The 14510-nt window shown below is 37.1% G+C and carries 15 protein-coding genes; 5 read left to right on the top strand and 10 right to left on the bottom strand.

The window, feature by feature from the left end; translation table 11 throughout:
- Positions 1 to 87: 87 nt before the first annotated feature.
- From nqrM to bolA, 10 genes are all read right to left on the bottom strand, one after another.
- Positions 88 to 333, bottom strand: a complete 246-nt coding sequence (gene nqrM, locus ACE1OF_RS04150) for a (Na+)-NQR maturation NqrM (protein ID WP_448892975.1) — start codon at positions 331 to 333, stop codon at positions 88 to 90.
- A gap of 57 nt (positions 334 to 390) precedes the next feature.
- Positions 391 to 1422, bottom strand: coding sequence for an FAD:protein FMN transferase (locus ACE1OF_RS04145; RefSeq protein WP_448892974.1), 1032 nt, complete (start codon positions 1420 to 1422; stop codon positions 391 to 393).
- A gap of 234 nt (positions 1423 to 1656) precedes the next feature.
- Complete coding sequence (gene nqrF, locus ACE1OF_RS04140; protein WP_448892973.1) at positions 1657 to 2880, bottom strand: NADH:ubiquinone reductase (Na(+)-transporting) subunit F; 1224 nt, start codon at positions 2878 to 2880, stop codon at positions 1657 to 1659.
- Positions 2881 to 2909: 29 nt separating this feature from the next.
- Complete coding sequence (nqrE, locus tag ACE1OF_RS04135; protein ID WP_448892972.1) at positions 2910 to 3533, bottom strand: NADH:ubiquinone reductase (Na(+)-transporting) subunit E; 624 nt, start codon at positions 3531 to 3533, stop codon at positions 2910 to 2912.
- Between the two features lie 2 nt (positions 3534 to 3535).
- A complete protein-coding gene (locus ACE1OF_RS04130; protein ID WP_448892971.1) occupies positions 3536 to 4159 on the bottom strand; it encodes an NADH:ubiquinone reductase (Na(+)-transporting) subunit D in 624 nt (207 codons plus the stop codon).
- Positions 4159 to 4941: a Na(+)-translocating NADH-quinone reductase subunit C gene (locus ACE1OF_RS04125; RefSeq protein ID WP_448892970.1), complete on the bottom strand. Its 783-nt coding sequence runs from the start codon at positions 4939 to 4941 to the stop codon at positions 4159 to 4161. The genes ACE1OF_RS04130 and ACE1OF_RS04125 overlap by 1 nt, the downstream gene beginning before the upstream one ends.
- Positions 4934 to 6136: an NADH:ubiquinone reductase (Na(+)-transporting) subunit B gene (locus ACE1OF_RS04120; RefSeq protein ID WP_448892969.1), complete on the bottom strand. Its 1203-nt coding sequence runs from the start codon at positions 6134 to 6136 to the stop codon at positions 4934 to 4936. The genes ACE1OF_RS04125 and ACE1OF_RS04120 overlap by 8 nt, the downstream gene beginning before the upstream one ends.
- 2 nt (positions 6137 to 6138) lie before the next feature.
- Positions 6139 to 7482, bottom strand: coding sequence for a Na(+)-translocating NADH-quinone reductase subunit A (locus tag ACE1OF_RS04115; RefSeq protein ID WP_448892968.1), 1344 nt, complete (start codon positions 7480 to 7482; stop codon positions 6139 to 6141).
- Positions 7483 to 8019: 537 nt separating this feature from the next.
- Positions 8020 to 9210, bottom strand: a complete 1191-nt coding sequence (fabV, locus tag ACE1OF_RS04110) for an enoyl-ACP reductase FabV (RefSeq protein WP_448892967.1) — start codon at positions 9208 to 9210, stop codon at positions 8020 to 8022.
- Between the two features lie 114 nt (positions 9211 to 9324).
- Positions 9325 to 9639: a transcriptional regulator BolA gene (gene bolA, locus ACE1OF_RS04105; protein WP_448892966.1), complete on the bottom strand. Its 315-nt coding sequence runs from the start codon at positions 9637 to 9639 to the stop codon at positions 9325 to 9327.
- A 148-nt stretch (positions 9640 to 9787) separates the two neighbouring features.
- Between bolA and ACE1OF_RS04100 the strand changes: the two genes are divergently transcribed.
- The 5 genes from ACE1OF_RS04100 to ACE1OF_RS04080 all read left to right on the top strand — a co-directional run bounded on the left by ACE1OF_RS04100 (position 9788) and on the right by ACE1OF_RS04080 (position 14358).
- A complete protein-coding gene (locus tag ACE1OF_RS04100) occupies positions 9788 to 10978 on the top strand; it encodes a methyltransferase (protein WP_448892965.1) in 1191 nt (396 codons plus the stop codon).
- Positions 10979 to 11048: 70 nt separating this feature from the next.
- A complete protein-coding gene (locus ACE1OF_RS04095) occupies positions 11049 to 11633 on the top strand; it encodes a YajG family lipoprotein (protein ID WP_448892964.1) in 585 nt (194 codons plus the stop codon).
- A 34-nt stretch (positions 11634 to 11667) separates the two neighbouring features.
- Positions 11668 to 12276, top strand: coding sequence for a peptidylprolyl isomerase (locus ACE1OF_RS04090; RefSeq protein WP_448892963.1), 609 nt, complete (start codon positions 11668 to 11670; stop codon positions 12274 to 12276).
- 315 nt (positions 12277 to 12591) lie between these two features.
- Entirely contained in the window at positions 12592 to 12921 is a 330-nt protein-coding gene (locus ACE1OF_RS04085) for a hypothetical protein (RefSeq protein ID WP_448892962.1), read from the top strand.
- Between the two features lie 156 nt (positions 12922 to 13077).
- Positions 13078 to 14358, top strand: coding sequence for an AmpG family muropeptide MFS transporter (locus ACE1OF_RS04080; protein WP_448892961.1), 1281 nt, complete (start codon positions 13078 to 13080; stop codon positions 14356 to 14358).
- Positions 14359 to 14510 lie beyond the last annotated feature (152 nt).

Genomic DNA, 14510 nt, shown 5'->3' with positions numbered 1-14510 from the left:
TAGCAATTTAATGAATAGTAGTTTATTTAAAATCCTAGCATCACGAAAAAGGATCGTTATTTTACGATCCTTTTTTTAATTAGCTTCTTAAAGATTTTCAACTTCTATTCTATTTTGAAAGTTCTGTTGTTCTTTATTAGTATTTAACTCTGCTATACGCTCGCGCTCTTGTCGTTTTTCACACGGATTATCGCAATTACATTCTTTTTCAATACCAACGCTAGCTAAGCCACCACAGCTTCCTGCTAAGGTTTTCTTTTGAAAGATATAACCAACTGCCATCGCTGCGCCAACGACCAAGAAAAAACCAAAAGTGATTAAAAAAATCATCATAATATATACACGCCTATAAATAATTCGTGAAATTGTTAGATTGAAATTAAGTGACAATTATTTCAAATATTGTTTAAATTTTACCGTAAATTGCTCAGTAAAGCCATTTTCAGATTTAGAAACAAACAATGCCGCTAAATCATTTTTAATGGCAAAGGCTAAACCTTCCTCTGCTCCCATCACCATTAAAGTTGTCGACAAACCATCTGCTGTCATTGACGATGGTGCTATCACAGTAACTGATACTAGGTTATGGTTTATAGGTTTACCTGTGACGGGATCAATAATATGTGAAAAACGCTGCCCATTACTTTCAAAATAATTTCGGTAATCGCCTGATGTAGCAACTGCATTATCTTTAGGAATAATAACCTGTTGAACTGCCCTATGTTCACCTGAAGGATCAAAAATAGGTTTCTCAATAGCGATAGCCCAAAGTTCACCAGTATGCTTAAATCCTCTTAAACGCATCTCACCACCTATTTCTACCAAATAGTTAGTAATACCATTGGCTTCAATCAATTCCGCCACAACATCAACACCATAGCCTTTAGCAGTAGTCGATAAATCAATATACAGGTTAGGAATATCCTTAGACAATTGAGTACCGTTTAAATGAAGTCTTTTTAATCCAACACGAGCGCGAGTACTCGCTATCAATTCATCACTTGGCGCAGTTTCAGGACGTAAATCGGGACCAAACCCCCAAAGATTAACTAACGGTCCAACGGTAATATCTAGTTTACCACCACTTAGTTCACCTAAACGAATAGATTCACTTAAAACACGAGCAAAACCGTCAGACACTTCGACTGGTTCAAGAGACGTAGACTTATTAAAACGTGATATTTCTGAATCAGGTATGTAAGTTGACATGACTTGATTGACTTGTTTTAGTCGAGCATCAATTTGTGAATGCAATTGCAGCGCTTCTACTTCTTCAGGTGTCGAAACCACCTTAATGTTATAAGTAGTCCCCATTGTACGACCTTGCAGGTGTACTTCTGTTTTTCCTGAATTATTACTAGGAAAGCAAGCCGATAAATTGACAGCTAACAGCACTATAAGTATTTGTTTGATTTTATTCATTTGAAATTTCCAAATTTATTATTTAAGTAAACACACTTTCACAATACGTTTATTTAAATAATAAAGACGACCTAAGTCGTCTTTAATTAGCTTAAAAATGCCAGCATCTGTAGCTTTTCAGCTCAAAGCTAGTTCGTTCTAGAGCAAAGAGAAGGCGCGGAGTTGACGATAGTCAATGAGCACCTTCGATGCGGCTATTGAGCGAAATAGCAAAGAGATAAAAGTTACAATATATTAGCCGCCAAAATCATCGAGAAGTATATTCTCTTCTTCTACGCCAAGATCTTTCAACATGTGAATAACCGCAGCATTCATCATTGGTGGCCCACACATGTAGTATTCACAATCTTCTGGCGCTTCATGATCTTTCAAGTAGTTTTCATAAAGAACGTTGTGAATAAAACCAGTCATGCCATCCCAGTTATCTTCTGGTTGAGGATCACTCAACGCTACATGCCATTCAAAGTTATCATTATCAGCCGCTAAGCCGTTATAATCATCTTCGTAGAACATTTCACGTAATGAACGTGCACCGTACCAGAAACTCATTTTACGTTTTGATTTAAGACGTTTAAGTTGGTCAAAAATGTGTGATCGCATTGGTGCCATACCAGCACCACCACCAATAAATACCATTTCTGCATCAGTCTCTTTGGCAAAGAATTCACCAAACGGACCAGAAATAGTTACTTTATCCCCAGGCTTTAAGCTAAAAATAAATGATGACATCTTACCTGCTGGCAAATGTAATTTTCCTGGAGGCGGCGTAGCAATACGCACATTCAGCATAATAATGCCTTCCTCTTCAGGATAGTTTGCCATTGAATAAGCACGTAAAGTTGGCTCATCTACTTTTGACTCTACGTCGAAGAAACCAAAATGTTCCCAGTCACCACGGTATTGTTCATCGATATCAAAATCGCTGTATTTAACATGATAAGCAGGTGCTTCAATTTGGATATAACCACCCGCTTTAAACGGTACTGATTCACCATTAGGAATTTTAAGTTTTAGCTCTTTAATGAACGTTGCTTTGTTATCGTTAGAGATAACTTCACATTCCCATTGTTGAACACCAAAAATTTCGTCTTCTACTTCAATTTCCATGTCTTGCTTAACAGCAACCTGACATGAAAGACGACAACCTTCTTTTGCTTCACGTTTGGTAATATGCCCTTCTTCAGTTGGTAATATATCACCGCCACCTGAATGTACATGTACACGACATTGGCCACAAGTACCACCGCCACCACAAGCTGAAGGTATAAAAATACCTTTATCAGCTAACGCACCTAATAATTTGCCACCCGCAGCAGTTGTTACTGACTTGTCTTTATCGCCATTTATACTAATCGTTACGTCACCGCTTGATACTAACTTAGATTTAGCAAATAAAATTACTAATACTAAGGCAAGCACTATCGCTGTGAACATCGATACGCCGAGAATAATTTCCATCGACCTTCCTTATTTATTTATCTAAATCGTTACAGTGAAATACCACCGAAAGATAGAAACCCGAAGGCCATCAATCCAGCTGTGATAAATGTAATGCCTAAACCTTTAAGGCCATTAGGTACGTCAGAATATTTCATTTTCTCACGAATACCCGCCATCAATACAATCGCTAACATCCAACCTACACCTGAGCCAATGCCGTAAACAACACTTTCACCAAGGTTAAGGTTTTTAGCAACCATAAATGAAACCGCACCAAAAATTGCACAGTTAACCGTAATTAAAGGTAGGAAAATACCAAGTGCTTGGTACAAAGCGGGGAAATATTTATCTAAAATCATTTCCAAAATTTGTACTAAAGCGGCAATCACACCAATAAAGGTAATAAAAGATAAGAAGCTTAAATCAATCGACTCTTTCGGGTCAGTTATACCCATCACTGAATCTAACGCACCTGGCGCCAAAATGGCTTGGTATATAATTTGGTTAGCAGGAACAGCTAAACCTAATACCACCACAACGGCAACACCTAAGCCAATAGCGGTACTAACCTTTTTAGACACAGCTAAAAAGGTACACATACCTAAGAAAAAGCTTAATGCCATATTCTCAATGAAAATGGTTTTAACAAAAATACTTAAATAATGTTCCATGATCAATCCTTCTCAACTTGTTCTGGTTTCCATTGGCGAATTGCCCAGATGGTTAAACCAATAATGAAGAATGAACTAAAAGGTAATACTAATAAGCCGTTACCTTGATACCAACCACCGTTTTGCGTTAATTGTAAAATTTCGATGCCAAAAAGCGTACCAAAACCTAATAACTCACGGAAGAAAGCAACAATCATCAAAACAGCACCATAGCCTAAACCATTACCAATACCATCTAAAAAGCTCACACCAGGCTTTTCTTTCATAGCAAAAGCTTCAGCACGCCCCATAACGATACAGTTGGTAATGATCAAACCAATGTAAACTGATAACTCTTTCGATAATTGATACGAAAAAGCTTTCAAAACTTGGTCAACCACGATTACAAGCGAGGCTATAATTGCCATTTGTACAATAATACGCACACTTGATGGTATTTGATTACGAATAATTGAGATAAACAAGTTTGAAAATGCAGTTACTAACATTACCGCAACAGTCATAACTAAAGCATTTGCCATAGAGCTAGTTACTGCCAATGCAGAACAGACCCCTAATACTTGTAGTGCAATTGGATTGTTATCTACAACAGGTCCAAATAGAACTTTTTTATTATCTGAAGACATTAGTTAAGCCCTCCCTCTTTGAACCTAGTAACGAACGGACCATAGCCTTCGTCACCTAACCAAAATTGTAAAGTTCGAGTAACACCATTACTGGTTAATGTGGCACCTGACAACGCATCAACACCATTAACATCACCTGGTTTAGCGCCGCCTTTAACTAAGTGAATAGCGGCTTCACCTTGTTCGTTATACATTTTTTTACCTGGCCATAAGGCTTTCCACTTAGGATTAAGTACTTCTGCCCCCAATCCAGGAGTTTCCTTAAGATCCGAGTAAACAACACTACGAACGGTATTTAAATCTGGTGCCAAACCAATAAAGCCGTACATTAAATCCCATAAACCTGAGCCTACAATCGGTAATACAATAGTATCTAATTGTTGTTGGTCGTTTTTAACAAGATAAATTACAGCACGATCGGCGCGGCGACTAAGACCCGCTATATCATTTTCAGGTTTAGTACTTTTGCTAACATCACGAGCATCTGAACGCTCGTCAAATATGTCTGTATCACCTTCAATGATTTTACCCGTTTTTAGGTCAATCATTTTCGCTTCAACAAATTTAGCATAAGTGCCAACAATGTCTGAACCCGCTTTTTCAAGCAGACCAGAAGCTTCAAGAATTTTTGTTTGCTTATCAAGCAATTTGTTAGCTTGTTGTAATGGTTTCAAACCAACCGCAGAGATAGATACCAATGCAGCACACACTAAACAAATAATAAATACAAACACTAGCGTTGAGCCAAATGTTTCTTTCTTTTTTGTATCGGAATTAGACATTACGAGCAAGCCTCCGTTTGATATTGCCTTGCACTACAAAGTAGTCAAACAATGGCGCGAACAAGTTAGCAAATAAAATAGCTAACATCATGCCTTCAGGGAATGCAGGGTTTACAACACGAACTAACACAACCATGACACCAACTAAAGCACCAAACCAGTATTTACCTGTATTGGTGAAAGAAGCTGAAACGGGATCCGTTGCCATAAACATCATACCAAAGGCAAAACCACCAACAACTAAATGCCAGTACCATGGCATTGCAAACATGGCATTAGTATCGCTACCAATCGCATTAAAGATAAATGCCGTTGCGACCATACCACCGAACACACCTAACACAATGCGCCATGAAGCGATGCCTTTATAAAGGATATAAGCACCACCTAACAAAATAGCAAATGTTGACACTTCTCCAACAGAACCTGGGATGAAACCCCAGAAAGCATTCCACCAATCAGCATTCAATGAATAATCATTTAAGCCTTGGCTAGCAGTACTGAGTGCCGTAGCACCAGAGAAACCATCAGCAGCAACCCAAACAGCATCACCTGAAATTTGAGCAGGATAAGCAAAGAATAAAAATGCACGGCCTGCTAATGCTGGGTTTAAGAAGTTTTTACCTGTGCCACCAAAGACTTCTTTAGCTATAACGATACCAAAAGTTATACCAATAGCGACTTGCCATAAAGGAATTGTGGCAGGAACAATAAGCGCAAATAAGATTGAAGAAACAAAGAAACCTTCGTTCACTTCATGGCCTCGTACTGCCGCAAATAATATTTCCCAAAAGCCACCAACAATAAAAGTAACGGCATAAATAGGTAAAAAGAACATGGCTCCGTAGAACATCATGCTAAACCAACCAGAGTCGGCATTAAGCGTTCCACCTAGTGCTGCAAATAAAGCAGTTTGCCAAGTATCAGGCAGTGTATAACCAGCAACTAAAGCGTCAACCGCTTGGAAGCCAATGTTATACATACCAAAGAACATAGCTGGGAAAACAGCTAGCCATACTGTGATCATAATGCGTTTTAAATCGATGCTATCACGTACGTGAGTTTTACCTTTGTTTACTTGCCCGGGGGTAAATAAACCAGTAGCAACGGCTTCATATAATGCAAACCACTTCTCATGTTTGCCGCCTTTTTCAAATTGCGGCTCAATATCTTCAATAAACTTTTTCAAGCCCATGACTAACCTTCCTTCTCTATTGTGGTTAGGCAATCACGAAGATATACGCTGTAATCTGTTTTGCCAGGGCAAACAAATGTACAAAGCGCTAAATCTTCTTCGTCTAGCTCCAAAACACCAAGTTTCTGCGCTGTATCAGTATCACCCGCAACTAAATCACGCAACAACATGGTAGGTAAAATATCTAATGGCATAACACGTTCAAAGTTACCAATAGGTACCATGGCACGTTCACTACCATTGGTAGTGGTTGTCATATTGAATAATTTCTTAGGGAAGAAATGAGACATATAAGCGCGCGTTACTGAGAATTTATTAGGACCAGGATACATATACCCCATAAATTCTTTATCACGACCTTCTAGAATCAGACAGATTTGAACATGATAACGCCCTAAATAACCGTGTACGGCTGCTGCAGTTGACCCCATTAACAATGAGCCAGAAACCACACGTAATTCACCGTCAATCGCTTCACCAGCAGTTAACTCAGCGGTACTTGCACCTAAAACAGTGCGTACTAAGCGTGGATTTTTTGCGGCAGGACCAGCAAGAGAAATAACACGCGTGTTATCTAATTCTCCCGAGGTGAAAAATTTACCATAGGCAATAACATCTTGATAACCAATATGCCAAACAAATTTTTCTGCACTAACAGGCTTTAAAAAGTGAATGTGAGTGCCAACTAAACCTGCAGGATGCTTACCTGCAAATTCATTTACTTGCGCAGTACTCGTAACAGGAATATTTGCACCTGGCGCTTTATTCACGAATATTTCACCGTCAGTTAAACGAGATAAAATAGTCAAACCATTTTTAAACGCTTCAGCTTGCTCACCAATAACAACTTCGGGATCAGCAGCAAGCGGATTAGTATCCATTGCGCTAATAAAAATTGCCATTGGTGTTGAGTCTACCGCAGGTATTTTACTAAATGGTCGAGTTCTTAATGCAGTCCACAAACCAGAGTCAATCAAGTTATTTACCACAATTTCACGTGATACCGTTGCTAACTGGTCGGCAGGGAAATGGGAAAATGTGACTTGCTCATTACTGTCTTTATCAACATCAATAACAACAGATTGCAAAACACGCTTTTCACCACGGTTAATTTCTTTAACAACACCGGCAGCTTGAGCTGTGAATTTAACGCCAGGATTCTTTTTATCTTCAAAAATCACCTGACCTTTTTTAACACGATCACCCACTTTAACAAACATGGTTGGTCGCATACCCACAAACTCTTCACCTAATGTTGCAACAGTTTTGATGGAAGGACCATCTTGGATTACCTGCTGTGGTATTCCTTTAACTGGAACATCTAAGCCTTCTTTTATTGTAATCATAAACACTTGCACTACTTTTGATGGGAGTAAAAAACCAATGACTTATCATCTTTAATAATTGGCATAACCCAAATAACAAAAATATTTAAGTAATTGATTTCAGTGTATTTCAGCAAAGAACTTATTTTTTCAAATGAAAAAATAAGACCCACTGATTCTAAGTTAAATTTTCTGGCGCGAATATTACCACAAACAACCATACTGATTCTACGTTGATTAACAAATTTTCATGACAAATTATACTATAGTTGTAGTTCATACCCTAAAATGGTGCAAAAGCTTGTTTTTAATGATTTATCAATTAAAAAAATGACACATTATGTGACAAATATCACCTAAAACACATATAAGCTTTTGTTTATATTAAAAAATAAACTTCAAGTAAGCTTTGCACCTAAAAAGATATTTCCACACATTTTATAAGGTTATTTTCTCTTAATGGAAAATAACTTAACCAATTTGCTACTATTCTCAACCTGTTAAATATAAAAAACCGACATAACATCGGTTTTAATAAGTACATAAGTTTTTAATACGTTAACTTAAGTTATTAATTGCAACTTCAGGACTAACATCAGCATCATAATCAACACCTTCAACGCCAAATCCAAACAATTTTAAAAACTCATTATGGTAGCCAACATAGTCAGTCAATTCGTCAATTGTGTCTGTTTCTACCGTATTCCAAATATCTGTTACACGTTGCTGTACACTATCTTCTAATTCTTTATAGTTTTGACGGAAACGTCCTTGTTCATCTAGACGAGGAGTATCACTATAAATATTTTCTTTAAACAAATTAGCAATTTGCTCAATGCAGCCTTCATAGGTACCATCAGCTTTCATCACTTTAAACATGGCTGAAATATAAAGCGGCATAATAGGAATAGCCGAACTTGCTTGTGTTACTACGGCATTGAGTGAAGTAACGCGTGCTTGACCATTAATGCTAGCAGTTGCACTATTAATAGCAGAGGCTGCTCGGTCTAAATCTTCTTTTGCTTTACCTATAGTCGCTTTTCCATAAATTGGCCATGTTAGTTCTTTACCTATGTAGGTATAAGCAACCGTTTTAACACCTTGCGCTAAAACATCAGCTTCTTTTAGCGCATTTAGCCATAATTCCCAGTCAGCACCACCCATAACATCAATAGTACCTTGAATTTCGGCTTCATTGGCCGCCTCAACAGAAACAGAATCAATTATACGTTTAGAGGTATTCAAATTTCTTGTAGTTACACTTTCACCAATGGGTTTTAACGTAGAAGAATAAACTTCCCCCGTGTCAGGATCCGTTCTACGTGGAGAGGCTAGCGAATAGATAACCAAATCTATTTTTCCCATATCTGTTTTTATAGTTTCAATTGCTTGCGCTTTAATTGCATGTGAAAAAGCATCACCATTGATATTTTTTGAATAAATACCTGCTTCATCTGCCGCTTTTTGAAAAGCGGCCGTATTATACCAACCAGCTGAGGCTGTTTTCTTGTCAGTAGGTGGTTTTTCAAAGAAAATACCTAATGTACTCGCACTATGACCAAAGGCTGCCGTTATACGTGAAGCTAAGCCATAACCAGTAGAAGCACCAATAACTAATACGTTTTTTGGCCCTTTTTTACTGGCCCCTTGTGCTTTTACATAAGCAATTTGTTCATTTACATGGGCTTCACAACCTACAGGATGAGCATTAGTACATATAAAACCACGAATTTTTGGCTTGATTACCATAAGAAAACCTTTTGAATAACTTTATAAATAATATAAATTTTCGCTATTGTACCTTGCTAACAAATTAAAGAGGTACGAGCAGTTAAGAAATAAATGAGCGTGTAGTTTGCGTAACTATTTTCCGCCACCAGCACATTTGGGAGATTCAGGAGTGTTATTTGCGTAAAATTCGTGCCACTCTTTTTCGGTATATGTGTGCATGGCTAAGGCATGAATTTTTCCAGACAACTCTTCTGAAAGTACTGAATTTACTGCGCGATGACGTTTGATCAAACGCTCACCCTCAAAGTTTTTTGATACAATTGTTACTTTAAAATGTGATTCGCTACCTGGCGGCACATTATGATTATTACTTTCGTTAATAACATCCAGATGCAACGGGGAAAAGGCAGCACGTAATTTTTTTTCTATGACAGTAGCTATAGACATTATTTTCTCAGTAATAAGGGTTATTAACAGTTCATTTTAATAACTTTTATGGGGCCGAAGCAATAGTTAAACAAGTATAATTTTGAAGTCACACAGGGATATGGCACAATAACGCATCTTTACCCACTGCCCCTAGACTATTTTTATAATGTTAAGCCCCTTTTTTATAGATGAAAAACAGTTAACCCTTGTTCGCTTCCCTATAGCACAAGTTAACCGAAGTTTGCAGGCTTGGGATGCTGCAGACGAATACTTACTTAATCATATAAAAACTGAACAGTTAGTTTCAAAGCAAACTCGAATCGCTATTTTCAATGATGCCTTTGGTGCACTAACCACCCATTTTTGTCTTCCTGAAGTATTGAACAATGCAGTTGACGCATCAAAAAAGAAACCAACTGTTTATTGCATAAATGATTCATACATTAGCAGCCAGGGTATTGCTTATAATATTACGCATAATCAACTTGCTCATGACAATATCACCCAATTAAATTGCTTAGATAGTTTTCCAGAAAATATTAACCTTATCCTTTATAAAATTCCAAAAAGTAAGTCATTACTTATAGAGCAATTAATACAAATTCAAAAGAATACAAAAGAAAACACTGTTTTTATTGCCGCTGATCGAGCAAAAGAAATTCATAGTTCAACGCTTAAACTATTTGAAAAATATTTAGGCACCACCACCACGTCATTAGCCGTAAAAAAAGCCCGTTTAGTTTTTTGCCGGCTTAATCCTCAACTGTGCCATCAGTCACCTTTTCCTACGGTTTGGTCATTGCCAAATAAAGCATTAAAGCGTGACTTTTCTATAAGTAACCATGCAAATGTTTATTCCCGAGAGAAGCTAGATATTGGCGCTCGGTATTTTATTGATAACTTACCTGATATTAAAGATGATTGCGAAGTAATTGACTTAGGCTGCGGTAATGGCGTTGTCGGTTTAAGTATATTAGCTAAACAACCAACAGCGCACGTACAATTTTTTGATGAATCACATATGGCAATTACCTCAGCACAAATGAATATTAGCGCTAATTTGCCCGATTTAATCGCACAGTGTCAGTTTCATTTAAATGACTGTTTAACGGGTGTAGGAAGTAACAGTGTTGATTTAATCTTATGTAACCCCCCTTTTCATCAACAAACGGCGACAACTGATCATATTGCTTGGCAAATGTTTAAAGATAGTCATAGAGTATTGAAAAAAGGTGGGGAATTGCGCATTATTGGCAACAGGCAATTAGCGTACCACATCAAGTTAAAACGTATTTTTGGCAACGAAAGACTTATTGCCAGCAATGATAAATTTGTTACGCAATCGGCAATTAAATAATAGCCAGTTCACCGTTAATGATAACTAGCAGTATTAACATTTGTTAAAATATACTAAAGCGATTTTACTTATGAAATTCAATTCTTTTTATCTAAAAACCATCGTATTTACTACAGTGTTTATGGCAATGATGACACTAAACGGCTGTGCCAATATACCAAATCATGTCATTATAGCGCCAGACATAGCCACTCCCCGCTCTGTTGCATTCAACAAAGAAACTCAATTCAATGTGGTTGATATGCGCACAGCGCATCATATTGTGCAAATAATGCGTAAAGGTGAAGCAGCAACTCTTATTTCAGCTCAAAACAGGCTAGAAGACACAATAAAAAATAGCTTAAGAAAACACTGGCAAGCACAAGGTTTAGTCATTAACGACAATGCGATTAACGCAATTGATATATCAATAGAAAAAGCAATTATCAGTGTTAATCAAGAAATGATGAAATATACCGCACAAACAGAAATTGTAATAAAAGTTACCGTTTATAACGGCACACAAACACTAGTCAATACTTTTACAAATAGAGGTAATAGTGATGGGCCTTTACAAGCTGATGTTGCTGTATTAGAACGTAACTTTAACCAACGTTTAACCAATTTACTGCAACAAATTTTAGCGAACAAAAAAATAAGTCATGCGCTAAAGTAAGCTTCATTTCATAAAAAATTGTGAGACAAATTCAATGAAAAATTTATTCAACATAATAGTCACTGGCATACTATTGCTAAAACTAACACTTATAAGTGCTTCAGCATTCGCTAACAATATTGCTATTGATCCAACTAATATTTACCCTAAAGTAAAATTAGAAACATCACTCGGTATCATTATTGTTGAACTTGATCGCGTTAAAGCCCCTATTACAGTTGATAATTTTTTAACCTATGTAGTCACAGGTGAATACAACAATACTATTTTTCATCGCATTGTTGAAGATTTTATTGTGCAAGGCGGTGGCTATGATGTCGATTTTGTACCTAAAAAAACCAATGGAGATATTGTAAACGAATCAGGAAATGGATTAAAAAATGAAATAGGCACTATTGCTATGGCCAAAGAAAATCGGCCTCACACAGCAAATAGGCAATTCTTTTTTAATATCAATGACAATACCAATTTAGATCCAGGAAAACGTTGGGGTTATACCGTGTTTGGCTCAATTGTTGAGGGGGATGACGTACTTGAAGCCATCGCAAATATTAAAACAGACTACAATGAAGCGCTAGGGTGGGAAAATGTTCCGCTGGAGCCTGTAATACTAATTAAAGCAACCCTTTTACCAGCACAGTAAGCCATCATGAAACAAAATTTAAACATGAAAAACCAACACATTCTAATGCTTGTGCTAAATATTTTAGTTATAAAATAAAAATGATATATAGTCATTTCTTACAGTTTCATTACAAAATATGTGGTTATTATTTTGACAAAAAGGTATTTATCAACGATACCTATAGTATACGTAGTATGCGTTAATCATTAAGGCTTGTAATTTTTTACATAAATAATAAAGTTGATTAAGCACACAAGTACAAAATCACTCTAAACGTATCAATTTATTTTTCATTACATTATTTAAAGGCAAGGAGGCTGACGGGGAGCCTGCATGGTAGTTGAGCAGTTTATCGATAATAAAGTAGTACAGATGGCAGCTTATGTTAACGCGGTTATTGACGAAACACTTCATTACACTGAATTAGATAGTTTTATTTCAGATACTATGAGCGAATGGACTTTACTGAAAGTGATGGATGAAACCCCCAGTAGTGCCCAAGAACGTGTTTTTTGGCATTTAATTCATGAGGTCAGTTTACATGGTGCTCAAGCATTAAAGAACGATTTGTTTTTTAAAAGTGAGATGACCACATGCCTTGATTTTTTCAACGGTGTTGGAAGTTACCCTATTGATTGTATAGGTTGGCGTCCCATTCCTTAAACTGGCTGGTGCGTTATATTCAAAACTAATAAATAGACTTCTGCTTAGCTCAACTCTCTGATAAGCTTATTAAATCATTTAATACCAACGTAATTCTATTATTGTCCAATTAATGGACAAAATTTGATGAAACAGGTATACGTACCGTAATAATTAATGTCAACACCTTCGTTTAAACAAGCCATTTTGAACAAGCGCATGCTAATTTGTATTTTTACAGGTTTTAGCTCGGGCTTACCCTTATTTGTTCTTTACCAATTGGTGCCTGGTTGGCTGCGTGATCAAGGGGTCAGCTTGGCAGAAATTGGCTTGTTTTCATTAATTGGCATACCTTATGTTTGGAAATTCATATGGTCTCCTTTGATGGACAGATATTCGTTGGGTGGGTTAGGTAGAAGACGTAGCTGGATGCTAGCCACTCAAGTATTACTACTTTTTTCAATTGCGGCTTTTGGCTGGGTTAACCCTGTTGCAAATATTTGGTCTGTTGCTTACTTAGCCGCAGCTGTTGCTTTTTTTAGTGCTAGTCAAGACATTGTATTAGACGCCTATAGGCGTGAATTACTACCTGACAATGAACTTGGGCTTGGTAATTCGATACACGTACAAGCATACCGTTTGTCGGGTTTGGTACCAGGATCGTTAGCTTTTATTCTTGCTGACCACATTAGTTGGCAATCTGTCTTTATGGTAGTAGCTGCCTTTATGATATGTGGGGTTTTATTAACATTGTTTATAAAAGAGCTAGATACTGAGCAGCATGCTCCTAAGTCATTAAGAGAAGCTGTTATACTCCCCTTTAAAGATTTTGTTCAAAGTAATGGCTTAAAATCGGCCTGTTACACTCTTGCTTTTTTAATACTCTATAAGTTGGGAGATAACATGGCTACGGCCCTACAAACTCCCTTTTTTATTGATATGGGGTTTAGTAAAACGGAAATAGGCGTCATTGCAAAAACAGCATCTTTAGTCGCCATGACTATTGGCATTATTGTTGGTGGTATTGTAATGATTAAGCTAAGTATAAACAGGGCGCTATGGCTGTTTGGCTTTGTGCAAATTGCCAGTATTCTTGGTTTTGCTGCGCTTGCTGAAATTGGCCATAATAACGTTGCTTTAGCCATGGCAATGGGGTTTGAATATTTAGGTGTGGGTTTAGGTACGGCTGCTTTTACTGCTTTTATAGCAAGAACAACAAACCCTGCATTTGCCGCAACACAAATAGCACTTTTTACAGCATTAGCGGTATTACCTAGAACATTTGCAAATGCTACTACAGGCTTTATTGTTGAACAAATAGGTTGGACACAATTTTACTTTTTATGCACGGGGTTAGCTATTCCGGGTATGCTAATGTTATTTAAAGTGGCTCCTTGGCATGATGCCACAACAAATACAAACGCGAATACACCTTCGCCTGAAAATGAGCGAGAATAGACTTTCACCTACACAGGACAATACTATGATCAAACTTTTCTTTTTACTTCCCATTCTTATGTGCTCTGTTTGGTGGTGGTACCTTAATAATCATGGCTATAGCGTAAAAGAAGGAATAAAAGGGTTCATTTATATTTTAATATTTAATGCTA

The sequence above is a fragment of the Colwellia sp. E150_009 genome, from assembly GCF_053543955.1.
Note: the sequence above shows the minus strand (reverse complement) of the source record. Positions and strands in the feature narration are given on the sequence as shown.